The organism is Neobacillus sp. Fa239 (assembly GCF_055395235.1).
This window is the reverse complement of sequence record NZ_AP041611.1, coordinates 4,418,682-4,443,335: the sequence shown is the minus strand read 5'-3', so window position 1 is coordinate 4,443,335 and position 24,654 is coordinate 4,418,682. Positions and strand designations below refer to the sequence as shown.

25 protein-coding genes and 1 other annotated feature are annotated in these 24,654 nt (G+C 39.8%); of the genes, 17 read left to right on the top strand and 8 right to left on the bottom strand.

All coding sequences use genetic code 11. The annotated features are described in order from the left end of the window. Positions 1-54: 54 nt before the first annotated feature. Complete coding sequence (gene mnmM / locus ACZ5XR_RS21985; protein WP_464498621.1) at positions 55-627, bottom strand: tRNA 5-(aminomethyl)-2-thiouridylate-methyltransferase MnmM; 573 nt, start codon at positions 625-627, stop codon at positions 55-57. Then, positions 627-1,583 carry a tRNA modification radical SAM protein MnmL/YtqA gene (mnmL, locus tag ACZ5XR_RS21980; protein ID WP_464498619.1) on the bottom strand — a complete coding sequence of 319 codons (957 nt, stop codon included), beginning with the start codon at positions 1,581-1,583 and terminating at the stop codon, positions 627-629. The genes mnmM and mnmL overlap by 1 nt, the downstream gene beginning before the upstream one ends. 192 nt (positions 1,584-1,775) lie before the next feature. On the opposite strand from mnmL, the gene ACZ5XR_RS21975 reads away from it, so the two are divergent. From ACZ5XR_RS21975 to ACZ5XR_RS21955, 5 genes are all read left to right on the top strand, one after another. Further along, on the top strand, positions 1,776-2,039 hold the full coding sequence (locus ACZ5XR_RS21975) for a YtzC family protein (RefSeq protein ID WP_464498618.1): 264 nt from the start codon (positions 1,776-1,778) through the stop codon (positions 2,037-2,039). Between the two features lie 16 nt (positions 2,040-2,055). Next, on the top strand, positions 2,056-2,235 hold the full coding sequence (locus ACZ5XR_RS21970) for a glycogen biosynthesis protein GlgD (RefSeq protein ID WP_464498617.1): 180 nt from the start codon (positions 2,056-2,058) through the stop codon (positions 2,233-2,235). 128 nt (positions 2,236-2,363) lie between these two features. After that, positions 2,364-3,560: an MDR family MFS transporter gene (locus ACZ5XR_RS21965; RefSeq protein ID WP_464498616.1), complete on the top strand. Its 1,197-nt coding sequence runs from the start codon at positions 2,364-2,366 to the stop codon at positions 3,558-3,560. 116 nt (positions 3,561-3,676) lie between these two features. Beyond that, positions 3,677-3,898 (top strand) — a binding site (T-box leader). Positions 3,899-3,941: 43 nt separating this feature from the next. Beyond that, positions 3,942-6,359: a leucine--tRNA ligase gene (gene leuS, locus ACZ5XR_RS21960; RefSeq protein WP_464498614.1), complete on the top strand. Its 2,418-nt coding sequence runs from the start codon at positions 3,942-3,944 to the stop codon at positions 6,357-6,359. Between the two features lie 49 nt (positions 6,360-6,408). Continuing rightward, entirely contained in the window at positions 6,409-6,714 is a 306-nt protein-coding gene (locus tag ACZ5XR_RS21955; RefSeq protein WP_464498612.1) for a rhodanese-like domain-containing protein, read from the top strand. A gap of 94 nt (positions 6,715-6,808) precedes the next feature. Here the strand turns inward: ACZ5XR_RS21955 and ACZ5XR_RS21950 are convergent, their stop codons facing one another. Continuing rightward, positions 6,809-7,183 (bottom strand): hypothetical protein, encoded by a 375-nt coding sequence (locus ACZ5XR_RS21950; protein ID WP_464498611.1) that lies wholly within the window; start codon positions 7,181-7,183, stop codon positions 6,809-6,811. A gap of 136 nt (positions 7,184-7,319) precedes the next feature. Between ACZ5XR_RS21950 and ACZ5XR_RS21945 the strand changes: the two genes are divergently transcribed. Next, positions 7,320-7,505: a sporulation protein Cse60 gene (locus ACZ5XR_RS21945; protein WP_464498610.1), complete on the top strand. Its 186-nt coding sequence runs from the start codon at positions 7,320-7,322 to the stop codon at positions 7,503-7,505. A gap of 4 nt (positions 7,506-7,509) precedes the next feature. On the opposite strand, the gene ACZ5XR_RS21940 is transcribed toward ACZ5XR_RS21945, so the two are convergent. Next, positions 7,510-8,781, bottom strand: a complete 1,272-nt coding sequence (locus tag ACZ5XR_RS21940; RefSeq protein ID WP_464498609.1) for a BaiN/RdsA family NAD(P)/FAD-dependent oxidoreductase — start codon at positions 8,779-8,781, stop codon at positions 7,510-7,512. A 249-nt stretch (positions 8,782-9,030) separates the two neighbouring features. Here ACZ5XR_RS21940 and ACZ5XR_RS21935 point away from each other — a divergent pair, with 249 nt between their 5' ends. Further along, positions 9,031-10,635 carry a putative polysaccharide biosynthesis protein gene (locus ACZ5XR_RS21935; protein ID WP_464498608.1) on the top strand — a complete coding sequence of 535 codons (1,605 nt, stop codon included), beginning with the start codon at positions 9,031-9,033 and terminating at the stop codon, positions 10,633-10,635. Between the two features lie 34 nt (positions 10,636-10,669). Beyond that, entirely contained in the window at positions 10,670-11,389 is a 720-nt protein-coding gene (locus ACZ5XR_RS21930) for a pseudouridine synthase (RefSeq protein WP_464498606.1), read from the top strand. Positions 11,390-11,936: 547 nt separating this feature from the next. On the opposite strand, the gene ACZ5XR_RS21925 is transcribed toward ACZ5XR_RS21930, so the two are convergent. After that, the gene (locus tag ACZ5XR_RS21925) at positions 11,937-12,404 is read right to left on the bottom strand and encodes an SgcJ/EcaC family oxidoreductase (RefSeq protein ID WP_464498604.1); all 468 of its coding nucleotides are present in this window, start codon (positions 12,402-12,404) and stop codon (positions 11,937-11,939) included. 137 nt (positions 12,405-12,541) lie between these two features. Here ACZ5XR_RS21925 and speD point away from each other — a divergent pair, with 137 nt between their 5' ends. The 4 genes from speD (at position 12,542) to ACZ5XR_RS21905 (ending at position 14,886) form a co-directional block, all read left to right on the top strand. Next, a complete protein-coding gene (gene speD, locus ACZ5XR_RS21920) occupies positions 12,542-13,351 on the top strand; it encodes an adenosylmethionine decarboxylase (protein ID WP_464498603.1) in 810 nt (269 codons plus the stop codon). A 123-nt stretch (positions 13,352-13,474) separates the two neighbouring features. Beyond that, positions 13,475-13,996, top strand: a complete 522-nt coding sequence (locus ACZ5XR_RS21915; protein WP_464498601.1) for an LURP-one-related family protein — start codon at positions 13,475-13,477, stop codon at positions 13,994-13,996. Between the two features lie 95 nt (positions 13,997-14,091). Further along, the gene (locus ACZ5XR_RS21910; protein WP_464498600.1) at positions 14,092-14,511 is read left to right on the top strand and encodes an SRPBCC family protein; all 420 of its coding nucleotides are present in this window, start codon (positions 14,092-14,094) and stop codon (positions 14,509-14,511) included. Beyond that, entirely contained in the window at positions 14,512-14,886 is a 375-nt protein-coding gene (locus ACZ5XR_RS21905; RefSeq protein WP_464498599.1) for an ArsR/SmtB family transcription factor, read from the top strand. It abuts the gene before it with no gap. A gap of 51 nt (positions 14,887-14,937) precedes the next feature. On the opposite strand, the gene ACZ5XR_RS21900 is transcribed toward ACZ5XR_RS21905, so the two are convergent. Together ACZ5XR_RS21900 and ACZ5XR_RS21895 are read right to left on the bottom strand one after the other, a co-directional pair. Further along, positions 14,938-16,287, bottom strand: coding sequence for an amino acid permease (locus ACZ5XR_RS21900; RefSeq protein ID WP_464498597.1), 1,350 nt, complete (start codon positions 16,285-16,287; stop codon positions 14,938-14,940). Between the two features lie 413 nt (positions 16,288-16,700). Continuing rightward, positions 16,701-16,922 carry a DeoR family transcriptional regulator gene (locus tag ACZ5XR_RS21895; protein ID WP_464498596.1) on the bottom strand — a complete coding sequence of 74 codons (222 nt, stop codon included), beginning with the start codon at positions 16,920-16,922 and terminating at the stop codon, positions 16,701-16,703. A 449-nt stretch (positions 16,923-17,371) separates the two neighbouring features. Here ACZ5XR_RS21895 and pepV point away from each other — a divergent pair, with 449 nt between their 5' ends. Together pepV and dat are read left to right on the top strand one after the other, a co-directional pair. Beyond that, positions 17,372-18,784, top strand: coding sequence for a dipeptidase PepV (gene pepV, locus ACZ5XR_RS21890; RefSeq protein ID WP_464502403.1), 1,413 nt, complete (start codon positions 17,372-17,374; stop codon positions 18,782-18,784). A 21-nt stretch (positions 18,785-18,805) separates the two neighbouring features. Continuing rightward, the gene (dat, locus tag ACZ5XR_RS21885; RefSeq protein WP_464498594.1) at positions 18,806-19,660 is read left to right on the top strand and encodes a D-amino-acid transaminase; all 855 of its coding nucleotides are present in this window, start codon (positions 18,806-18,808) and stop codon (positions 19,658-19,660) included. A gap of 43 nt (positions 19,661-19,703) precedes the next feature. Here the strand turns inward: dat and cysK are convergent, their stop codons facing one another. Further along, entirely contained in the window at positions 19,704-20,633 is a 930-nt protein-coding gene (gene cysK / locus ACZ5XR_RS21880) for a cysteine synthase A (protein WP_464498593.1), read from the bottom strand. Between the two features lie 157 nt (positions 20,634-20,790). Between cysK and thpR the strand changes: the two genes are divergently transcribed. From thpR to pulA, 3 genes are read left to right on the top strand one after another with little or no spacing between them, the layout of a single operon-like run. After that, positions 20,791-21,360, top strand: a complete 570-nt coding sequence (thpR, locus tag ACZ5XR_RS21875) for an RNA 2',3'-cyclic phosphodiesterase (protein ID WP_464498592.1) — start codon at positions 20,791-20,793, stop codon at positions 21,358-21,360. Between the two features lie 14 nt (positions 21,361-21,374). After that, on the top strand, positions 21,375-22,358 hold the full coding sequence (locus tag ACZ5XR_RS21870; protein ID WP_464498591.1) for a diacylglycerol/lipid kinase family protein: 984 nt from the start codon (positions 21,375-21,377) through the stop codon (positions 22,356-22,358). Next, complete coding sequence (gene pulA / locus ACZ5XR_RS21865) at positions 22,345-24,483, top strand: type I pullulanase (RefSeq protein ID WP_464498590.1); 2,139 nt, start codon at positions 22,345-22,347, stop codon at positions 24,481-24,483. The genes ACZ5XR_RS21870 and pulA overlap by 14 nt, the downstream gene beginning before the upstream one ends. Positions 24,484-24,654 lie beyond the last annotated feature (171 nt).

The following is a 24,654-nucleotide window of genomic DNA, read 5'->3' as shown; positions in this document are numbered from 1 at the left end:
AGTTCAGCCTATATATTGACGTTGTGGGGTCTGACCCTTTGTTTGTGACAGCCTTTATCTTTTTTCAATCGCTACAATAAAAGGCGGATTGTTTTGTTGATTGATAAATTGGTACTGCAGAACATGCGCGGTTTTTTGATCTATTTTTCGACAGTAATTCAGCAGGGTATCTCGTTCCAGAGATCCTCCCTCATGACCATGATAAATAACGAGTACGATGATTCCTTCCGGTGCCATGATCTTCAAAAGCTGTTCGATTGCGGCAATCGTTGTATCAGGTTTCGTTATGATCGTTTTATCGCTTCCCGGTAAGTATCCGAGGTTAAAAATGGCACCGGTTATCTTCCCATGATCTGTGGCAGGAATATGGTCCGCAAGAGTTTCATGCCCTTGATGCACCAAAACAACCCTCTCTAATAAGCCCTCTTTAATGAGTCGTTCTGAGCTTGCTGCAATGGCTTCTTCTTGAACATCAAAGCCGTATACTCTGCCCGATTCACCCGCTAATTTTGCTAAAAATACGGTATCATGCCCGTTTCCTAATGTAGCATCAACGACGATGTCACCACTTTTAACGGATTTTTCAAGTAAAGTTTTTGCATAAGGGAGAATTCGATCCAAGTGCATTAGGCATTCCCCTGTTGATAAAATTTACCCTGCCAGCTGTTTCGTGCTTTTAGCTCTGCATCAATGGCATTTAAAACTTCCCATTTGTTAACACTCCACATTGGTCCTACCATCAGGTCAATAGGACCATCGCCGGTGATTCGATGGACAATCATTTCCGGTGGTAAAATTTCTAATTGATCACATACTAACTTTACATAGCTTTCTTGAGAAAGAAATTCAAGCATGCCCTTTTCATATTGCTTGACCATTGGTGTGCCTTTCAAAAGGTGAAGTAAATGAATTTTAATTCCCTGAACGTCTAATTTTGCAACTTCACGAGCCGTTTCCATCATCATTTCATTTGTTTCAAGCGGCAAACCGTTAATGATATGAGAGCAAATGCGAATTCCATGCTTACGCAGTTTTTCAACGCCTTCTTTATAGCATTGGTAATCGTGCGCACGGTTTATAAGCAATGCAGTTCGTTCATGGACCGTCTGAAGACCAAGCTCCACCCACAGGTAGGTTCTTTTATTTAACTCGGCCAAGTATTCCACAACATCATCCGGCAGGCAATCTGGACGAGTGGCAATCGATAGCCCAACCACACCTTCCTGCTTGAGGACTGTTTCATATTTTTCCCGAAGAACCTCTACTGGCGCATGCGTATTCGTAAAGGCTTGGAAGTAAGCCAAATATTTGCCGTCCTTCCATTTTGTATGCATTTTATCCTTTATATCTTGAAATTGCTTTTCAAGTGAGTCGACTCGGTTACCAGCGAAATCACCTGAACCTGATGCGCTGCAAAAGGTACAACCGCCGTGTGCAACCGTACCATCGCGGTTTGGACAATCAAATCCACCGTCTAAGGCTATTTTAAAAACCTTATGACCGAATTGCTCTCGAAGGTGGTAATTCCATGTGTGGTATCGTTTATCATCTGTTGCATATCGAAAAGGCTTGGTCTGAAGCATATCAGATGCCTCCTTTTATTAAAAAGTTTTAATCACATAAATTCAATTTTAACATGAAGCCAGAGGCTAATCCAATTGAACAAATTGGCAGCAAATATCTCGGTTCCTTTTGTTTAGGAAAAGGATTGGGGAACAAAATAATAAATGAAGCAGTGTGCTTCAAGAAATAGCAGGTATGAAAGGGGTTTTAAGATGGCTACTCGTGAGTCAATGGAAAATTTAATTCAGCAGTGTGAGGATGCTATTCGATATGCCCAGAACCAATACAAAGAAAGCAGCCTTCAAGAGCACTATAATAATGATGATTACACGCAGGCTTTACAATCTCTTGAAGACACGTATCAGGATATTTGCAAGATGGCGCAATTTGCAAATTCGCAGCAGCGGGAGCAGCTTCACAGAATGAGATTGCAGCTGCAGCAGATCCAAAATACGATGATCCTACAGGGGTATTAAGAGGAGGACAAACTTAGTGAAAAAACGATCAAAACAGCAAAATCCCGAGCAAAAGACACGAAATGGAATCAATAGTAACGATATAGAGCTTGGCCAGGATGTAGATTTAGTCAAGCAATCAAAAAAGAAATACGAACAATCTGGCGGCCAGCCGGTCAAATCGAAAATGCATCAGGAACAAGATCAATCATCGTGATCAAATAAGCCCTCAACATGCTGTTGGGGGTTTTTGTATGTCCTTTAGAAAAAGTATTGCACCCCAATCGAAAACAGGCTAAAATTACCTAGGGAATCGAAATAGTTACTATATAAAGGAGCGATATCATGCCTCGTGCCTTATGGCTCTTAATTATTGGAATGGCAGTGAATTCAACTGGCTCTTCTTTTTTATGGCCGCTAAATACAATCTATATTCATAATCATCTTGGAAAAAGTTTATCTATGGCGGGACTGGTGCTCCTATTCAACTCTGGGGCAAGTGTCATTGGCAATTTGTTCGGGGGAAGTTTATTCGATAAATTCGGTGGCTATAAATCCATTTTACTTGGAATCGCTATTTCCTTGCTCGCCGTGAGCGGACTCTCGATTTGGCATGGCTGGCCCGAATATATTTTCTTTTTAACCATTATTGGACTAGGAACTGGAGTTATTTTCCCATCGATGTATGCTATGGCAGGCTCTGTTTGGACCGAAGGAGGACGGAAGGCCTTTAATGCCATGTACGTTGCTCAAAATGTCGGCGTTGCCATAGGTGCTGCACTAGGAGGCATTGTCGCGGATTACTCCTTCCAATTAATCTTTCTTGCTAACACCCTAATGTATGTGATCTTTTTACTGATTGCCGTTTTTGGCTATAAGGGGATTACAGTGAGTTCTGCAAATCATACGAAAAAACAACAAGAAACCATTGTAAATAACAAAAGAAATGTAAAAGCCCTGTTAATCCTTTGTTCAGGCTATTTGTTATGCTGGGTGGCGTATGTTCAATGGACCACCACCATCGCATCATACACACAGCAGATTCATATTACCTTATCGCAATATAGCTTTTTATGGACTATTAACGGTGCACTAATCGTCCTTGGACAGCCATTATTAAATATGGTATTAAAGCGATTTAATTCCAATTTAAAAGCACAAATGATCATTGGCATTGTCATCTTTATCCTCTCATTTTTGGTAGTAGGGAATTCCAAAGCTTTTACAGGGTTTCTAATTGGGATGATCGTTTTAACAATTGGCGAGATGTTTATTTGGCCGGCAGTACCGACAGTTGCCTTTTCATTGGCCCCTAAGGGACGAGAAGGGTTTTATCAAGGAATTGTCAACAGCACTGCGACTGGAGGAAGGATGATCGGTCCCTTGCTTGGCGGTATGATTGTCGATATGTATAGTATGTCCACTTTGTTTATTGTATTAATTGGTCTATTCATCATTTCGATTATTACAACTTTTATGTACGACCGGGTCCTCAAATCAAAAAAACAAATTGGCGCGAATGCAACAACCGGTTCATTATAAACGAACCGGTTTTTTTATATGTTTAAAATTATTTCCTTCGGCCGATACTGTTTTTAGGCTTTTGTTTTCTTGCAAATCGCAGGAAAATTTAATACAATAACCCTATATCTTTATAATTAAAAACATTGATTAGGATTAGTAATGGTTCATACTCGCAAATAGAGAGTTGACGGCTGGTGGGAGTCAACCGAGTACATCATGAACTCGCCTAGGAGTTGCAGACATGAAATTTGCAGTAATGTTTGCCGTTTTCCGCGTTAAGGATAATGAAGCGAGTGTTTTTGACACTAATGTGGGTGGTACCGCGGGAAGATACATACAATCCTCTCGTCCCTATTTGGGATGAGGGGATTTTTTTATTTTTAGAAGGAGGCAGTACTTATGAGTTTCGATCATCAGCAAATCGAAAAAAAATGGCAAAAGAAATGGGAAGAAGAAAAAACATTTAAAACAAGCGAAGAATTTGAAAAAAGAAAATTCTACGCATTAGATATGTTTCCATATCCATCAGGGGCAGGACTTCATGTTGGCCACCCAGAAGGCTATACCGCAACAGATATCCTTTCTCGTACTAAACGGATGCAGGGCTATAATGTCCTTCACCCAATGGGCTGGGATGCCTTTGGATTACCGGCTGAACAATATGCATTAGACACTGGTAACGACCCGGCTGAATTTACGGAACAAAATATCAACACCTTCCGCAGACAAATTAAATCCTTAGGATTCTCCTATGATTGGGACCGGGAAGTAAACACAACCGATCCCGACTATTATAAATGGACACAATGGATTTTCTTGAAGCTTTGGGAAAAAGGTCTTGCCTATATTGATGAAGTAGCCGTTAACTGGTGCCCGGCACTAGGAACTGTTTTGGCAAATGAAGAGGTGATCGACGGCAAGAGTGAGCGTGGCGGTCATCCCGTTGAACGTCGCCCGATGAAACAATGGATGTTAAAAATTACGGCATATGGCGACCGTTTACTTGAGGATCTTGAGGAGCTTGATTGGCCGGAAAGTTTGAAGGAAATGCAACGAAATTGGATTGGCCGTTCTGAAGGGGCCGAAGTTACCTTCCAAATTGCCGGACATGATGAAACGTTTACGGTATTTACCACTCGACCTGATACATTGTTTGGTGCGACCTACGCAGTGCTTGCTCCTGAACATTCGTTTGTCGACAAGATTACTACAGAAGAACAACGTCCAGCAGTTGATGCCTATTTAGAAAAAGTGAAAAGTAAGAGCGATCTTGAACGAACCGATCTTGCGAAAGAAAAATCCGGAGTATTTACCGGGGCATTTGCGATTAACCCTGCAAATGGCGAGAAGATGCCGATCTGGATTGCCGATTATGTCCTAGTCAGCTATGGAACGGGTGCCATCATGGCCGTTCCTGCACATGATGAACGCGACTATGAATTCGCCCAGCAATTTGCCTTGCCAATTAAGCAGGTGGTTGCAGGCGGTGATATTCAACAAGAGGCTTACACCGGTGATGGTGAACATATAAATTCCGATTTCCTAAATGGGTTGGATAAAGCGGATGCCATTCAAAAAATGATTGCCTGGCTTGAAGAAAAAGGGATTGGGACAAAGAAAGTTACCTTCCGTTTACGTGACTGGTTATTCAGCCGCCAGCGCTATTGGGGTGAACCGATTCCAATTATTCATTGGGAAGATGGCACAATGACAGCTGTATCGGAAGATGAGCTTCCATTGATGTTACCGAAAACGACAGAAATCAGACCATCTGGTACTGGAGAATCACCACTTGCCGTGATTGAGGATTGGGTAAATGTTGTCGACTCGAAGACGGGTAAAAAGGGTCGTCGTGAAACGAATACAATGCCGCAATGGGCCGGCAGCTGCTGGTATTATTTACGCTATATCGATCCAAAGAATGATCAGGCCATTGCGGCTGAGGAAAAATTAAAGCATTGGCTGCCGGTGGATACGTATATTGGCGGTGCCGAGCATGCAGTTCTTCACCTTTTATACGCTCGTTTCTGGCATAAGTTTTTATACGATATCGGCGTTGTGCCTACAAAGGAACCATTCCAAAAGTTATTTAACCAAGGAATGATTTTAGGCGAAAACAATGAAAAAATGAGTAAATCAAAAGGCAATGTAGTGAACCCTGATGATATTGTAAACAGCCATGGTGCTGATACGCTTCGCCTATATGAAATGTTTATGGGACCGCTGGATGCATCGATTGCCTGGTCTACCAATGGTCTTGACGGTTCACGTCGTTTCCTTGATCGGATTTGGCGCTTAATGATAGAAGAAAATGGTGAATTAAATCCAAAAATTCAGCCAAACGAAGAAGCGGCCAATTTGGAAAAAACGTATCATCAAACCGTGAAGAAGGTAACAGAGGATTATGAAGGTTTACGATTCAATACCGCTATTTCGCAAATGATGGTATTTATCAACGAAGCATACAAATCCACTGTTCTTCCTAAAGATTATGTGGAAGGCTTTGTAAAATTACTTTCACCTGTTTGTCCGCATATTGCAGAGGAGCTTTGGGAAAAGTTGGGCCATAGTGGTACAATTTCCTATGAAGCATGGCCTGCATATGATGAAGCAAAACTTGTTGATGAAGAAGTTGAAATTGTCATCCAGGTTAATGGTAAGGTAAAAATGAAGCTATTGGTTCCAACAGATGCAAGTAAAGAAGCATTAGAAGGAATCGCCATGGAAGATGACCGTGTGAAGGAGCAAATCGAAGGAAAAACCGTTCGCAAGGTCATTACCGTTCCGGGTAAACTAGTCAATATCGTAGCAAATTAAAATAACGAGGGGGCTCAAGCAGCCTCCTTTTTTAAAGGGGATGGAATGAATGGAAGAAATTCAAATAATCACACCTGATGAATTGCAAAAAAAGCTCGAGAACGGGGAAAAGCTTGAGCTTGTTGATGTAAGGGAAGATGAAGAAGTAGCTGAAGGCATGATTCCCGGAGCAAAGCATATCCGTATGGGAGACATTCCAGCTAACCTGGATTATTTTGATAAGGATAAAGAATATATCTTTATTTGCCGCTCCAGCCGCCGCAGTGAAAATGTTTGTTATTATCTGCAGGATCAAGGCTATAAAGTCCGTAACATGATTGGCGGCATGCTTAACTGGACAGGAAATGTAAAATAAAAGGATGTCTCAAAGAGGTCTGACCCTTATGTTTGGGGGCAGCCTCTTTATTTTTCTCCACAGCAATCAGTTTTTAGCAGTATTTTCCCCATAATCAGGTTCCACCAGTGGTAGTATCAAAGCTGCGGTGATGCCCAGATGATTGGCTACCATTAGAAAATTGGTCTTGATTCTGCCCAAAGCTATCATTACTATTATCAAAATTCCCGGAATTATCGCTGCCAAATTGGGAGGAATTATCATCACCGAATAAAGAATTAGAATTGGAATTGGCGTCACCCTGCCATTGACCGCTTTGGGAATTGGCATCATTTTGTGATTGCTGATTATTGAACGGCATGTTTTGGCTTGCCGAAGATGGATTGTTTGTCTTATTACCATTTGATAGACCAAGATAGGACATCATCCCTGCGACTAAAGCAAGACTTCCAAAGCTTACGCCCCAAGAAATAAATCGATTTTTTTCCAATTTGAAATGCTCCTTTCTTTCCAAACTAATAGCAGTTTACAAGATAAACCTTAATTTAAACTTAATTTTCCAAAAACTCTATTTTAAAAATTCAGAAAAAAGGAAATGATGATAGAAAAAGGAAAGGGAGAGTAGCTTGATACAGGTTAAGTTGTTTGATCGGGAGCATGAGAAAGATTTGGAGAAGGACATGAATCGATTTTTAAAAGATTTAGATGAAAGAAAATTATTAGATATAAAATATAATGTTGCAGCAATGACAGAGGAAGAAGAGGAAGATCAAATCTACTGTTTTACGGCAATGATTATTTACCGGTCCTGACATGTCAGGACCGGTTTTTTGCTGATAAAGAGGCATTTGTCCCTGCTAATCTGCCGGTAACCAGGGCAGAAGTAATATTATAACCACCGGTATAGCCGTGAATATCAAGAATTTCCCCGCAAAAATAGAGGCCGTTCATTAACTTCGACTTCATGGTTTGCGGCTCGATTTCTTTCACTGATACGCCACCACCGGTCACAAATGCTTTTTCGATTGGAAGTGTGCCATTAACCTTCATCGTAAATTGCTTGCAGCTTTTTGAAAAACTGCGAATCTTTTCATTGGAAATCATCCCGCTCTGTGCACCAGGGTCAATGTCATTTTGAGCAAGCAGAAACAGCAGATATCGCTCCGGAACCAGCCCTTTTAATAGATTTTTGATGCTTTTTTTCGGCTCCGTTTTTATTAGTTTGGAGATTTCCTGAAAAATTTTTTCTTCTGTTCTATCAGGGATAGCATCAAGACTCATCGTCACTTCTGCGAGATTCCATTTTTTCATGGCTTTCACAACAAACTGACTGCATCTCAACACAGCAGGGCCGCTGATCCCAAAATGGGTAAAAATCATATCCATGCGGTGCGAAATAATCGATTTCCCTTTTGGATTTAGGACGCTTAGATTAATATCCCGTAAAGAAAGCCCTTGAAGCGTCTTATTTTGAATAAAAGGTTCATTGGAGGTGACAGGCACCTCCGTTGGAAAAAGATCGGTGATGGTATGGCCCGCTTTTTCCGCCCATGCATAGCCATCACCAGTGGAGCCTGTATGCGGTACAGATTTTCCGCCAACGGCAATGACAATGGATTTCGCGTCAATTTTTCCACCATCCTTCAATAAAACTGACGCTACACGACCATTTTCATAAATAAGATCCTTCACCGAGCAATTCTTAAAGATTCTTACCTTCAGTTTTTCTAACTTAGTCAGCAATGCATCAACAACGGATTGAGCTTTATTGGAAACAGGAAACATCCGACCGTGATCTTCCTCTTTCAAAGCGATTCCGAGATTTTCAAAAAAAGCAATAATATCTTCATTACTAAAAATCGAAAAGGCGCTGTATAAAAATTTACCGTTACCAGGCAAATGCTTAATAATTTCTTCAACAGGCAGGCGATTGGTCACATTGCAGCGGCCACCTCCGGAAATAGCCAATTTCCTGCCCAGCTTGTCCCCTTTGTCAATTAACAGGACACGTGCGCCCTTCTCACCAGCAGCAATCGCAGCCATTAAGCCTGACGGGCCGCCCCCAATGACAATTACATCATAATCCATTATTCCACCATCTTCAGTTAAATTCATTAGAATCGGTTACACTAAGAAATAATTTGACTTATTTACATACAACATCTCATTATAAACATTTCCACTGTAACAGGAAAGCAATCATTCCAACTATGATTTTTTATAAATTTAACAAGATTGTTAGTAGCGTGATAGAGCAAAGAGTTGTAAACTACAATAGTGTGAAAAAAAGTACATGTTGTATTTTTTATGATTTTTCTTCAGGTAGGAAGGGATTCTATGTCATCAAAGCTTTTAAGAGGAACGTTTATACTTACGTTTGGGACTATCTTGTCAAAGGTTCTTGGCTTATTTTATGTCATACCATTTTATCAAATCGTAGGCTCATCAGGGACAGCTCTTTATCAGTATTCCTATGTCCCTTATAATATTTTTCTTAGTATTGCCACGGCTGGTGTACCGCTTGCCGTATCGAAATTCATCTCCAAATATAATGCGCTAGAAGAATATGCCGTCGGTCGAAAGCTATTCAAATCTGGCTTAGTCATCATGATGACAACGGGGTTGGTTTCGTTTTTAGTTCTCTATTTTTCGGCACCTCTTTTCTCTGAGATGATGTTTTCGAAAAATGAGCAGCTCGGATCGAATATAAAAGATATTACAACTGTAATACGGGCAGTTAGTTTTGCCTTGATTGTGGTTCCATTTATGAGTTTAATTCGTGGATTCTTCCAAGGGCATCAATCGATGGGACCATCTGCCGTTTCTCAGGTCATCGAACAAATTGTCCGCATTGCCTTTACACTTGCCGGCGCATATGTTGTCCTTCACTGGTTTCATGGCAGTACCGTCACCGCCGTTAGCGTGGCCACTTTTGCAGCTTTTGTCGGAGCAGTGGGCAGCTTGTTCATGTTATTTTGGTATTGGTATAAGCGGAAGCCCTATTTGGATGAACTTCTTGAGTATGATAAAGGAACACTCAATATTTCCCTAAAAGAAATTTATAAAGAAATCATCCTTTATGCCGCACCGTTCGTGTTTGTAGGGATTAACAACCCGCTGTTTCAAGCGATTGATCAATTTACCTTTTACAGAGCAATGGGCGCCACCGATTTTGCCAAAAATGCATTTTCGATTTTAAACTTTGAGTCACATAAAATTGTTATTATTCCAGTTTCGCTTGCGACAGGCTTTTCATTGGCGCTTGTTCCAAGTATTACGAAATCTTTTATCGCTAAAGATCGTAAAGGATTATATGCGCAGTTAGATCAGGCTCTTCAGATTTTATTGTATTTAACCTTACCGGCGGCAATTGGACTTTCATTATTGGCAGAACCTGTTTATACCGTCTTTTATGCGCATGTTCAGCTTGGAATCGAAGTTTTGAGAGCGTATGCCCCGGTTGCGATTTTGTTTGCCTTATATTTAGTAACCGCATCGATCTTGCAGGGAATCAATGAGCAGCGGTTTACGGTGTTAACTTTGCTTGTTGGGTTATTAATTAAGCTTTCTTTGAATATTCCGTTGATCAAAATGTACGGAACAAGAGGCGCCGTCCTGGCGACCGCTCTTGGCTATATTGCAGCCATTACCATCAATTTTATCGTAATCAAAACCTTTTCCGGTTACAAATATCGATTTGTTTTCCGGAGAAGCTTACTGATTGTCATTTTTGCGGGCATAATGTGGTTAGGGTCCGATCTTGTCTACCGGCTCTTAACATTATTCCTTTCACCGGCCTCAAAGGTTCAAGGTCTTATCATTATCTTAATTACAGGTTTGGTGGGGGGCACGATCTATTTTTATCTCGGTTTGAAGTCAGGACTGATTTCAAAACTATTTGGCGACCGTGTCGATCGTATTAAACAAAAGCTGCGCATTTAGATTTTAGTATATCCTTCCAAAAGGAGGAATTGGAATGAGAATTGATAAACTGCTTGCCAATTTAGGGTATGGAAGCCGTAAGGAAGTTAAGCAGCTTCTAAAAAGCGGAGCAGTGAAAATAGATGATTGTATCGTAAAAGATGCTAAACAGCATGTCGATCCAAATAAACAAACAGTCACTTTAAATGGTGAGGTTATTGAATACAAAGAATTTATCTACCTAATGATGAATAAGCCCCAAGGAGTTATATCAGCTACTGAGGATCATATGGTTGAAACGGTTATTGATTTATTGGAGCTTGAGGATCAGGTTTATGAACCGTTTCCAGTAGGCAGACTGGACAAGGATACTGAGGGATTACTGCTCATTACAAATGACGGACAATTGGCGCATCGTCTGCTTTCACCGAAAAAGCATGTGCCGAAAACCTATTTTGCCGTGATTGACAGAGAAGTGACCGAAGCCGATGTGGCGGCCTTTGAAAAAGGTGTGGTGCTTGACGATGGGTATGAAACAAAACCTGGGGAGTTGAAAATCCTAAAATCCGGAATTCGCTCCGATATTGAGTTGACCATTACTGAAGGCAAGTTTCATCAAGTGAAAAGGATGTTTGAAGCAGTAGGGAAAAAGGTCGTTTACCTGCAGCGGATTACGATGGGGCCATTGGCGTTAGATGAGACCCTGGAGCTCGGCGAATATCGTGAGTTAACGGATGAAGAGATTGAGTTATTGCGGGAGTATCAAGTGAAATAGATTAAAAAAGCAGCCGGGTTCGGCTGCTTTTTTAAATGAAGTTGCTATTGTGAACAAACCATTTAAGAAACAAGTTGTCTGTGCCCTTATGAAGGCTATAAGCGACAAAACAGAAGGGGACGGTCTGTTCACGGACAATACTCGAATGAACAAAAATGCAAAGTGTCCGTAAAGAAGGGGTGTTACGGACAAAACCGAATGAGCAAAAATGCAAAGTGTCCGTAAGAAGGGGTGTTACGGACAAAACTCGAATGAGCAAAAATGCAAAGTGTCCGTAAGAAGAGGTGTTACGGACAAAACCGAGTTAGCAAAAGTACAAAGTGTCCGTAAGAAGGGGTGTTACGGACAAAACCCGAATGAGCAAAAATGCAAAGTGTCCGTAAGAAGGGGTGTTACGGACAAAACCGAGGTAGCAAAAGAGCAAAATGTCCGTAAAAAGAGCTGTTACAGGCATAAGTAAAGAAAAAAGGTGAAAAAGTACGTAACATTTTTTCTGTAAAGTGCAAAAAAACAAAGTATCTAAAGTATTGATACTTTGTTCAAAAAACTATTTTACCAATTCCTGCAGCTCCTCAGTCATTTCCTCCACTAAATCTGGTCTTCCGTGAAACTGGGCTGGCGTGTTTTGAAAAAGTACGATTTCCCATTTGCCATTGTTATTCGCAGCGATAAATGTGTGATGGGTGTTGACATTAGGGTTGATTTTTGACTGCCCCACCGGTACCATGCCTGCGATTGCCCGAAGAATCACTGCATTTTCTCCTAATGAACGAACACTTTTTACTTTTGCGACGAATGGGGCAGTTGCGTGATGGGCAAAGATTGGCTGAAGATTTGCAACAGCTTCTTCTCGCCCAGTATAATGGCTGCCATCGAAACCAATCATTTCTCCATCTTGCGCAAAATGCTCCGTCATTTCCTCCGCATTGCGATTGTTCCAGCCGCTTAATAATTGTTGATAAAGATGCTTGACTACTGACTCAACAGTGAAATCCTGGTTCCCATTTTGGTTCACTTTGTCAACTCCCTCTAATTCCTATTGAAATTATAATGCAGACTCCGTGCATGGACAACTTTAATTTTTACAAATAACAAGCGAATACAATGGGTATTCTAAAAATATTTACTTGAAAGAAAAAGGGGAAGTATAATATGAAGCTAACGCATGAGCAGCGTATTGAATTACATGGTTTTAATAACCTGACAAAATCCCTTAGTTTTAATATGTATGATATTTGTTATACAAGAACGAGAGAAGAACGTGAGGCTTACTTGCATTATATTGATGAACAATATAGTGCCGACCGGTTAACGAAAATCTTAAAGCATGTATCGGATATTATCGGTGCCCATGTATTAAATATTGCCAGTCAGGATTTTGAGCCGGCAGGTGCCAGCGTTACCCTCTTGGTATCAGAAGGTCCTGTTGAGAATAAGCCATCCGAATCATTTGAAGAATCCCCTGGACCACTACCAGAGTCGGTTGTGATGCAGTTAGATAAAAGCCATATAACCGTTCATACATACCCTGAATATCATCCCGATGAAGGCATCAGCACCTTCAGAGCCGATATAGATGTATCGACATGCGGAGAAATTTCACCGCTTAAGGCACTTCATTATTTAATCCGCTCTTTTGAGACAGATGTGATGATTATGGATTACCGTGTTCGTGGATTTACAAGAGATAAAGAAGGGTACAAGCTGTTTATCGATCATGAAATCAGTTCGATCCAGAACTATATTCCAGAGGACGTTGGCGAAATGTTCGATATGATTGATGTCAATGTGTACCAGGAGCATATTTTCCATACGAAATGCAAGCTAAGGGAGTTTGACTTAAATAACTATTTATTTGGCTACACGAAGGAAAAATTACATCCCGAGGAATTAATCGAAATTACTGAAAGATTGAAGACGGAAATGGATGAAATTTTTTATGGGAAAAATATTGTTCAATAAAAAGAGCTCGGTTTCTCCGAGCTTTTTTTGTTGAACTTTATCCATAGAATAAGTGATGTTCGAAACTTTTTCCAAAATAAAACGTAATTGAGATATAAATAGAAATTGGGGGGAGTGAAGAACATGAGCGAACAATCACTTTACTTTAAAGATAATTTTTTTTCAGCAGGCACAACTGAAATTTTTAATAGTTCAAAAGAAAAGGTGGGGGAGCTCGATTTAAAGAGCGCATTTTCTTCGGGGATTGATGTGTTAAATAAAGATGGCAAAAGAGTTGTCAGTGGGAAATTCGCCTTATTTAGTAATAAATGGAAAATATATAATGGAACTGAAGATGAAATAGGGATCCTTAGACAAAAGTTGACTTTCTTTGCAAAGAAATATGAGTATAGCACTTACGGACGTGGGGTATATTTAATTGAGTCTGAGCTGTTTTCGCGGCAATATGAAATTTTCGATGAACAATCAAACCAAATTGCCACCTTTGAAAAAGTAAGCGGCTTCTTCTCTTCTCCCGCTTTTCAATTAATTAATTCTAGTGAAAAGGTTTCAAACGAGGAATTAATTGCAGTTGTCATGGGAGTGAACGCAATTCAAAAAAGAAGAAGAAGCAATGGTGCCCCTGCCGGAGGGACAGGAAATTAATCTTGACATGAAACCAAAAGGTGTTATATAGTCTTAATATGAAACCAAATGGTTTCTTAACATGATTATCTGCAAAATTTTAGGAGGACTATTCAATGACAAATGCAACATTACCAGATATTAAATATACGGAAGTTTACAATGCCCCAATTGAAAAAGTTTGGAACGCAGTTGCGACTTCTGAAGGGATCGCGGCATGGTTTATGCCTGTAATCGATTTTGAACCAGTAGAAGGACACGAGTTTCAGTTAAATGCCGGACAATTTGGCATGTCACCATGTAAAGTAACCCAAATCGATCCTCCTAATCGCTTTTCTTTCAATTGGGGAAAAGATTGGACGCTGACGTTTGAATTAAAGGGTCTTGAAGGAAAAACAGAATTAACGCTTATTCACGGCGGCTGGGATGCGAATAAAGTCACTGAGTTTGGTCAACCGCATACGCCAATCCGCGAACACATGAATCAGGGCTGGGCAGGGCTTGTTAAAAAATTGCAGCAATATGTTGAAGCATAAATGGCAGCTTCCTCGGCTAAACACGATGTCTTTCAAGCCATCGCTGATCCAACCCGTCGAAGGCTGTTAAAACTTCTAAGCCAACAAGAAATGCCAGTAAATGCAATTAGTGAGCAATTCCCAATAAGCCGCACGGCTGTCTCTAAGCACTTAAGAGTATTAGCCGATGCCGGGCTTGTCAAAGAGCGGAAAGTCGGCAGGGAAACAAGGTATAAGCTTGAGGCGGAACCACTTCATGAATTAAAGGATTGGCTCCAATACTTTGAAATCTTTTGGGAAAATAAACTGGCTGCTCTTAGGCGCTTTGTTGAGTCCGACGAACAAGACACCGACCAGCCTACAGGGCCATTGAATGTCATAAAACCAAATAAATAACAAAAAAGTGATACCACATTACATTGTTTGATGAATGGGTATCACTTTTTTTTATTTAATTTTTTTGGGCTTCTTTTTTACAATAAATGAAATGAATATTAAGAAGCTTAAGATTACAAGGCAAACAGTTGTGCCAATCAGGTTGTTTCGATTTAAAAGAAAAGCTAAAAAGATGATGCTTAATAGGAAGATGGCAAAAATAGTTGTGTACGGATACCATTTCACCTGAAAAATTGGTCTGGTTTTGTATTGAGCTCGCAGCTTTAATTGTGCCCCGCAAATGGCAATCCAGATTAACATTACAGTAAAACCAGGGATGGTCATGAGATAACCAATAATCTGTTCAGGAGTTATATAGGCTAAAAATACTCCAGCTAATATACAGAGACTAGTAACCAAAATTCCTTTCAGAGGAATCCCCGTTTTCGTAACTATTAAAAAGCCTTTAGGGGCAACCCCGCTTTGTGCCATGGAATAAAGCGTCCTAGATGTGGCATAAATGCCTGAGTTGGCAGCTGATAGGACGGCTGTTAAAAGGACAAAATTCATTATATGCGCAGCGCCGGGTAATCCAGTGATACCAAACACCTGAACGAACGGACTGTCCGCGCCTGAAACCTTGTTCCAAGGCATCATTCCACAAATAATCAGAATAGGAAACAAGTAAAAGATGATAACACGCCATACAGCGCCTTTAATGATTTTTGGTAATACTCGTCCGGAGTCTTTTGTCTCTGTTACCGCAACGCCAATTAATTCTGCACCGCCATAGGAAAACATGACAACCAAAAATGCGCTCATCATTCCCTTGAAACCATGTGGGAAAAAACCGCCATGTTTCGTATAGTTTGCAATGGGATCGTGGACCGAGCTTGGTATCACACCCACTAAAATGAATAGACCAAGAATAATAAAAGCGGTTAAAGCTAAAATCTTAATGCCTGCGAACCAAAACTCCAATTCGCCATAATACTTTACCTGAAATAAATTGATTCCAATGATGATTACAGCACATAGTAAGCTTAATAACCATAGTGGTGTGGAAGTGAACCAATATTGCAGGAAGCTTCCTCCAGCTAATAATTCAACAATGGTGACAAGAATCCAATTGATCCAATATAGCCAGCCGATGATAAAGGATATTTGGGAGCCAAAGGCTTTGTTTACCAAATGTTGTACATTCAAACCCGGAAATTCAAGAGCAAGCTCACCTAATGCAGCCATAACGATAAATAACAATAAGCCCCCAATTAAATAAGTAATGACGACACCAGGGCCTGCTAAGTTCAGAGTATCAGAGCTCCCTTTAAAAATTCCTGTCCCTATCATCCCAGCTAATGCAATAAATTGGACATGCCTTGGCAGCAATCCCTTTTTTAAATCTTGTTGAGTGTTTTTCATAGTGCTCCTGCCTTTTTCTTTTTCGCTTAAACGCTTTTAAGTGTTAAAGTATTCTATATTAATATAACAAAATTTTAATTCCTGTCAACCTATGAAAAATTAATAGCTTTGTATAGTTTGTTCAAAAATTCCCCAAAGGAATTTTTTTTGGTCAAAGGCAACTTTTTATTGAGAATGAATACTATATAGTAAAATTGGAGGCTGATCGAAATGGGGACAACACCGAGAATCCAAAGAAAAATAATTAAGTATTCCTGTCTTTTTAAAATGCTGGGAATAATAAGCAATCAGGAGTTTAAAGCCATAACTGGTTTCGATAATTTAAACGGGCGGCACTAAAAACAGAAAAAGCACGCAGGGCGCGTGCTTTTTCTGTTTATCGAATGAATTCTAAATGTTAACGATCTTTTATATTATGACGTCATTTTAACTTTCTTTTCTGTAATGGTCCATTTTCCGCGGCTTGGACTTATTACCAAGTCATTGTAGGCTAAGACATTTAAATCTCGTTGTATGGTGCGAGGAGTGATACCAAATTCCTCTACAAGTTCTTGCGTTGTGACTGTGCCGTTATTACGGATAAACATGTAGATACATTTGATTCGGTTTAACATCCGGTTAGTTGAAGGTTTCAAAGAACCACTCCCTATCCTTTTTTCAAACCTATGGCAATATCCTGCTACCGACAGCCTCTTTGAAGAATCATCTTCAAGAATATGTAGTTTTCTTTTCCGCAGACATCTCCTTTTCTTGGATGATTGCAGTGGGATCATTAGATGTCATACATCTACCATTATTGTACCCACAATTTCTGAAAATTTCCACCATTAGGCTAAATTTTACAAAATATTAATGTTTAGCCCGCTATTCTTCTAGGTTTTCCTCCTCCCTTCAACTTCTCTTAATTTAACTTATGGGGAAACAAGCTTTAAATATGATTAATTATTAGAATTTTTAGTAAATTTTTAGAACCAATATAAAATCCAAAATTAAATTGCGCTTTTTTAAAGAAAATTGATAAGATATTTGCCATAATGATATTGTCATCAAAAATATTTTGAGATAGGGAGGACCACCAAAATTGATAGATTGGCTTAATGAAGTGGAGAAAAGAAAAGGCGACCTAATTAAGGATGCACAAGGATTATTACATATAAAAAGTATATTAGACGAAGAAAATAAAACGCCCGATGCTCCCCTCGGCAAAGGTGTGAAAGAAGCGCTCGACTTTATGCTCCATCTAGGGGAACGGGATGGATTCATTCCTAAAAATGTTGGAAATTTAGCGGGTCATCTTGAATTTGGTGAAGGGAAAGAATTAGTAGGGATTCTTTGCCATGTTGATGTTGTACCTGAGGGTGATGGATGGACAAGCGACCCATACGGTGCAGAAATTCGCAATGGAAAACTTTATGCACGCGGCGCCCTCGATGATAAAGGGCCGACGATGGCAGCCTATTATGCGATGAAGATTGTTAAGGAGCTGGGCATGCCATTAAAAAAGCGGGTCAGGATGATTATTGGTACGGACGAAGAAAGTAATTGGCGCTGTGTGGAGCATTATTTTCAACATGAAGAAATGCCGACACTGGGCTTCGCACCTGATGCAGATTTTCCAATCATTAATGCGGAAAAAGGAATATCAGACTTTGATATGGTTCAAAAAACAGTTGGCAAGGGTGAAACAAAGGGAGCTGTTGAAGTAATGAGCTTTGCTTCCGGACTTCGATATAACATGGTCCCTGATTATGCCAGGGCATGTCTCCTCTCAAATGAAAATCAATCAGAACTAATTCAAAGATTTACAGAGTTTATGAATCAACATGAAGTTGAGAGTAACCATAATGTTGAAGATGGGAAGTTGATTTTAGAGGTCAAGGGTGTTTCTGCACATGGGATGGAGCCGCGTAATGGAAAAAATGCAGGCTTATTTTTAGCGGAGTTTCTTTCTAAGTTAAATCTTGACGCTGGTGCCCAACATTTTTTCCAATTCATTTCTCGTTATTTCTTTGATGACTCAAGAGCGGTAAACCTTGGGGTGGCATATGCAGATGAAATCTCAGGCGAGTTAACGATTAATGTCGGTAAGTTTTCTTTTGAAAAAGTAATCGGCGGGAAAATTGGAATGACATGTCGTTATCCTGTAACCAATAAGATGGAGGAAACGAAACAGAAGTTGGATGACTTGTTGGTAACAGAAGGTTTTGCCATCGAAAATTTTTCAGATTCCAAACCCCATCATGTAGATGAACAGGAGTTTCTGATTCAAACCTTGAAAAAGGTTTATGAAGAGCAGACTGGAGAAAAAGCAGAATTGATTGCAATTGGCGGCGGGACATATGCTCGATCTCTTAAAGCCGGCGTTGCATTTGGGCCATTATTCCCCGGCAGACCGGATATTGCCCACCAAAAGGATGAATATATGTTTATCGAGGACTTATTGAAAGCTACCGCCATTTATGCACAGGCCATTTATGAACTGGCTAAAGCAGAATAAAAAACAAAGGAGAATTCGGAGATGGAATTTGCTCTTTTAAACGGGGAAATAATCTCGCGGAATGAAGCGAAGATAGATGTCGAAGACCGCGGTTATCAATTTGGGGATGGCATTTATGAAGTAATCCGGGTTTATAATGGTAAAATGTTTACTGTAAAAGAGCATTTAAGGCGCTTCGAAAAAAGTGCCCAAAGCATGGGAATGACTATTCCATTCAGTGCAGAAGAGATCACAGAAATGCTGAATTGTTTAATTGAAAAAAACAATCTAAAGCTGGGAATTGTTTATATGCAAATGACACGGGGAATCGCACCAAGAAATCATGCCTTTCCAGCAGGCAATGTTACTCCTACTCTTGTTGCGTATACCAGTGAAATAGAACGTCCATTGAACGCACTGCAAAATGGCGTAAAAACAATTTTAACAGAGGATATTCGCTGGCTCCGCTGTGACATCAAAAGCTTAAATTTGCTTGGAAATATTCTTGCAAAACAAAAAGCTGCTGAAAAAGGATGCTTTGAAGTCATTATGCATCGGGGAAATGATGTGACTGAAGGAAGCTCGTCGAATATATTTATCGTGAAAAATGGAGCCGTTTTGACCCATGAGTCAAATAATCTGATATTAAAAGGGATAACAAAGGATGTCATCCTACAGTTGATATCCGAAAATAATCTTCGTTTAGTGGAGCGGACCTTTTCACTTGATGAACTCGATGGAGCAGAGGAAGTTTTTCTTTCAAGTACAACAGCAGAAGTTATGCCGATTATTGAAATCGACGGTAAAAAAGTGGGGAGTGGTGCTCCTGGCCCCATCACCAGAAGGCTCCAAGAATTGTTCTTAAATGAAATCGAAAAACAATGCGGCCCAATTTAATTAAGAAAACACGTGCTCGTTTCGGCACGTGTTTTTTAGAATATTAAAACTGGAAAAGATCGCTTGATAGATATCTTTCTCCGGTATCACAGGCGATACAAACCACTACATCATCCGGTGAAAGACTCTTTGCTAATTCCAAGGCCGCAAAGCAAGCTGCTCCGGATGATGGACCAACCAGAATTCCTTCCTCACTAGATAACCTGCGAGTAACATCATAAGCATCTTCATCGGAAATCTGCTGAATTTCATCGTATACATGTTGATTTAATATGGCAGGGATAAAACCGGGACTTGTCCCAACAAGCTTGTGCTTTCCGGGTTTTCCGCCAGATAATACCGGGGAGCCCTTTGGTTCGACAACGTGCACGATTAAATTTGGATAATGCTCTTTTAATGATTCTCCTGTACCAGTAATCGTCCCGCCTGTTCCGGCCGTTGCAACAAAAGCAGTGAGAGGTTTGTCAATCTGTTTCATGGCTTCAATAATTTCAAGGGCGGTTGTATGACGGTGGGCATCAGGGTTTGCTTTGTTTTCAAACTGCATCGGTATAAAGCTATTTGGGATTTCATTCGCCAGCTCCTGCGCCTTTTTTATGGCCCCTGGCATTTTTTCATCCCCTGGTGTTAAAACAACTTTCGCACCATAAGCCTTTAAAATATTGATACGCTCTTGTGTCATTGTATCGGGCATCACGATAATTGATTTGTAGCCTCTTGCGGCTGCATTCATCGCAATCCCAATCCCAGTGTTTCCACTCGTTGGCTCAATAATGGTAGAATCCTTTGTGAGTTTTCCTGCTTTTTCTGCTTCAAGTATCATATTTAATGCAGCCCGGTCTTTCACACTTCGGCTAGGATTATAAAATTCAAGCTTTAAGTAAACATTAGCGCCATTTTTTGGAGCTAAGCGATTTAGCCTTACAAGCGGAGTCTCACCGATTAATTCAGCTATATTGTTCACAACTTTCATGGTAGTCATCCTTTCAAGGTTCCTCAATATTTTCTTTGTCCCTTTAATCATAAATAATTTTTTTGCTGAAGTAAAAAATATCGGATAATTGTCCAATTGCCAATAGATACAATTCATCGGAAATAGTCTAAAATTGAGAAAAGGAATGATTCATTTCATGGAACCTCAAACTCATTTTTTCTTTGCCGTCCGTATTTCTGAAGGGCCAAAGATCATCATGAAGGAACATTGTGTCAAATTGAAAAATTTACTTCCCTTTGGGCGCTGGGTACATTTTGAAGATTTACATATTACCTTGGCATTTCTTGGTTTTGCCCCCTTGGAAAAACTCGAGGACGCGAAAGGAAGGGTTAAGAAAGCTCTATTCGATTCAAATTCCTTCCCATTAAAAATCAATCAATTAGGAATTTTTGGGGATCGGAAATCTCCCCGTATTTTATGGGCGGATACACTGGAAAGCAAGGAGCTGCAATTGGTAAGAAGTAAAGTGTATTCAGCCTGTGTCGAAGCTGGTTTTCAGCTTGAAACAAGACCATTTCGGCCGCATATCACGATCGCTAGAAAATGGGTCGGAAATGAACCATTCCATGAAGACTTGCTCCATATTTGGGAAGAGCTGCAGCCAGAGCCGCTTGTATTTGAAGCGAAGGAGATCGTTTTATATCAAACCCATCTACAAAATACTCCTAAATATGAAGCGAAAGCAGTGTTTCCTTTAATCCAATAAAAAGGTTGATTATATTGAAAAAGCTCTATTTTATTATCAATCCAAAGGCCGGAAACGGAAATTGTATGACCATCTGGAGAAAAATCGAAGCTGTTTTAAAGAGTAAACAGCTTTCTTATTTAGCATTTTTTACAGAATACCCTGGACATGCCAAGGTTTTGGCCAATCAAATTGGCAAAAAAACTCTTGAGCAATCGACCATTATCGCCGTTGGCGGTGATGGAACTGTACATGAGGTAATGAACGGAATAATCCATTTGAAGCATATTTCGCTCGGATTTATCCCAGGTGGTTCCGGAAATGATTTTTCAAGAGGGTTCAATATTCCCTCTGACCCGGAAGAAGCACTTAAGGTGATGATCCGCTTGCTGAAAAAGGATGCATCTTTCATAGATATCGGACAAATCCTCTTACAAGACCAACCCGATCATTATTTTATTAATAATATGGGAGCTGGCTTTGATGCATTGATTTCCTATGAAGTCAATCAATCGAGAGTGAAAGTATTATTGAATAAACTTTCGCTTGGAAGATTAGTTTACGTCTATTTTCTTTTAAAAAAGCTTTTTACTTATAAAACCACAACAATTGATTTATCAATTGATGGGCATTCGCATATATTTGAACATACATGGTTTGTTACGGTTTCGAACCAGCCATACTATGGCGGCGGAATGAAAATAGCCCCTTCTGCCGAAACTGACGATGGACTTCTTGATATTACTGTTGTACACAATTTATCAAAGTTAAAGCTATTAATGGTTTTTATCAGCGTTTTCTCAGGGAAACATATCCATTTCAAGGAGGTAGAGACCTTCAAAGGGAAAGATATTTCCATTCAATCATCCGCTTCCTTATTCGTGCATGCAGATGGAGAACATGTCGGGTATACCCCGCTTACGATTAAGCTTCAGCCATATGCTATAAAAGTAATAAAGAGAACATATTCAGAGGAAGAAGTTGATTTGAAAGAGAGGGATTCGTATGATTTCGAATGATCGGAAATTCTTTGCCTATTTGGATGAGATGACTATCATTACGATTCTTCTGCCCCTTTCATATCATCAAGGTTTGTCATCATCATTTACCTTATCAAGCGATCATCAAAAACAATCATTGGAAATTGTTAAGAAAATCCAAATAGAAAACAATTGTAAATATACATGTTTGCTGGCTGATGAAATCAGTTTTGAAGAATCCTATTACATTATCAATGAGCATGGAGACAAAACAGACCTCCAAATGGGAGCCGTAATCCGAACAGAGGCATTTGATGAAAAATTTTATTATCAAGGGAATGACCTGGGGGTGATTTGTGAGGAAGGGCAAACACAATTTAAGCTTTGGGCGCCTACGGCCCTCCAAGTGAAATTGAAATTGCGGCCGCCTAACAATACATTTTCGGAAATCGTAAAAATGAAACGGGAGGATAAAGGGGTATGGTCAGTCAGCTTAAATCGTGATTTAGAATACTTTCATTATAGCTTTCTCATTTTGATTAATCAGGATTGGCGGGAAGCGGTCGATCCATATGCAAACGCTTTATCAGTTAATGGCGAATTAGGGGTAGTCATAAAGCTTGATAAATTGCGAACACCGAAGCCTTCCTTGCCAAAGTTCGTAAATCCCGTTGATGCGATTATCTATGAAACCCATATCAGAGATTTTACCATTCACCCAAATAGTGGGGCATCCCATAAAGGTTTATACCTTGGTTCAGGAGAACTGAATACAAAAGGGAAAGAAGGCGAACAAACCGGTCTATCGTATTTACAGAATTTAGGGATTACCCATATCGAATTCCTTCCTTTTCATGATTTTGCTGGAGTTAATGAATTAGATAGGCTAAAAGAGTATAACTGGGGATATAACCCTATTCATTTTAATGCACCTGATGGCAGCTACGCCACAGACCCAACGGATCCCTATTCACGGATTTATGAACTTAAACAATTAATTGATCAAGTTCATAGTATTGGTATTCGTGTCATTATGGATGTAGTTTATAACCATGTATATAAACGTGAAACCTCTTCTTTTGAAAAAATAGTCCCAGGATATTATTTTCGACATAATGAGTATGGTTTGCCGTCAAACGGAACTGGAGTTGGAAATGATATTGCCTCTGAGAGAAAAATGGTTCGAAAATTTATCATAGACTCGATTCGCTTTTGGATGGAATTTTACCATATTGATGGTTTTCGCTTTGATTTAATGGGGATCTTGGATGTGGATACCATGGTTGAGGTGAAGGCCGCATGTGATCGTATTGCAGAAAATACACTGCTGATTGGTGAAGGCTGGAACTTGAACACACCACTTCCAATCGAAAAAAAAGCGATTATTCGGAACCAGGCAAAAATTCCTTATATCGCCCAATTTAATGATCGCTTCAGGGATACGATTAAAGGGAATACCTTTAATATCTTTGACCGAGGATATGCTTTTGGAAATGATCATTATTATCATGCAGCATGCGAGGTTCTTGCCGGTAGTATCGGTTTCCAAAAGAAAGAAAATGGGCTTTTTAATGAACCCTTTCAATCTGTAAACTATGTGGAATGTCATGATAATCACACCATGTGGGATAAACTGGTCTCGTGTTATCGTGATCATGATGATGCCCTTCGTAGAAAATACCACCTTCTTGCTACAAGTCTTGTGATCTTGGCACAAGGTGTACCATTCCTGCATAGTGGTCAGGAATTCTTCCGCTCAAAACGGGGAGACGGAAATAGTTATCGTTCACCAGACTCCATTAATCAACTTGATTGGGATCAAATGGTTGAATATAAGGATAACGTAAATTATATTAAGGGTTTAATACAGATTCGGAAGTCATTTACTTGTTTCCGATTGAGGTCTGCAGCCGAGATTCGCAGTAAAATGGGGCTTTTACCATTAACTCCTCCACTTATAGGTTTTTCATATCAAAATCAAGGCAGCGATTTTCGCGAAGTTTTGTTGTTGATTAATCCGCTGCCAATCAAACAGAGGATTCCGCTGCCTGAAGGTGATTGGTGGATTCTTGCTGATCACATGGGAACTACTGGAAAAAATCAAAAAGCTAAAAAAGAGATTATGGTAGAATCTGTCTGCCTCAATATTTTGGCAAAAAAATAGTTTCTCCAGATGTACTTGACGAAAAAAGCCTATTGGAGATAAAATTTATTAGGATAGCTATTGTGTGGAATGATATCAATAGCTTTTTTTTATTTTTTTGAATCCAAGCTGTTGAAGAAAAAATGTTATTGCTATACCTTCTTAGCAGCATAGAAAACATAAGCAGAATGA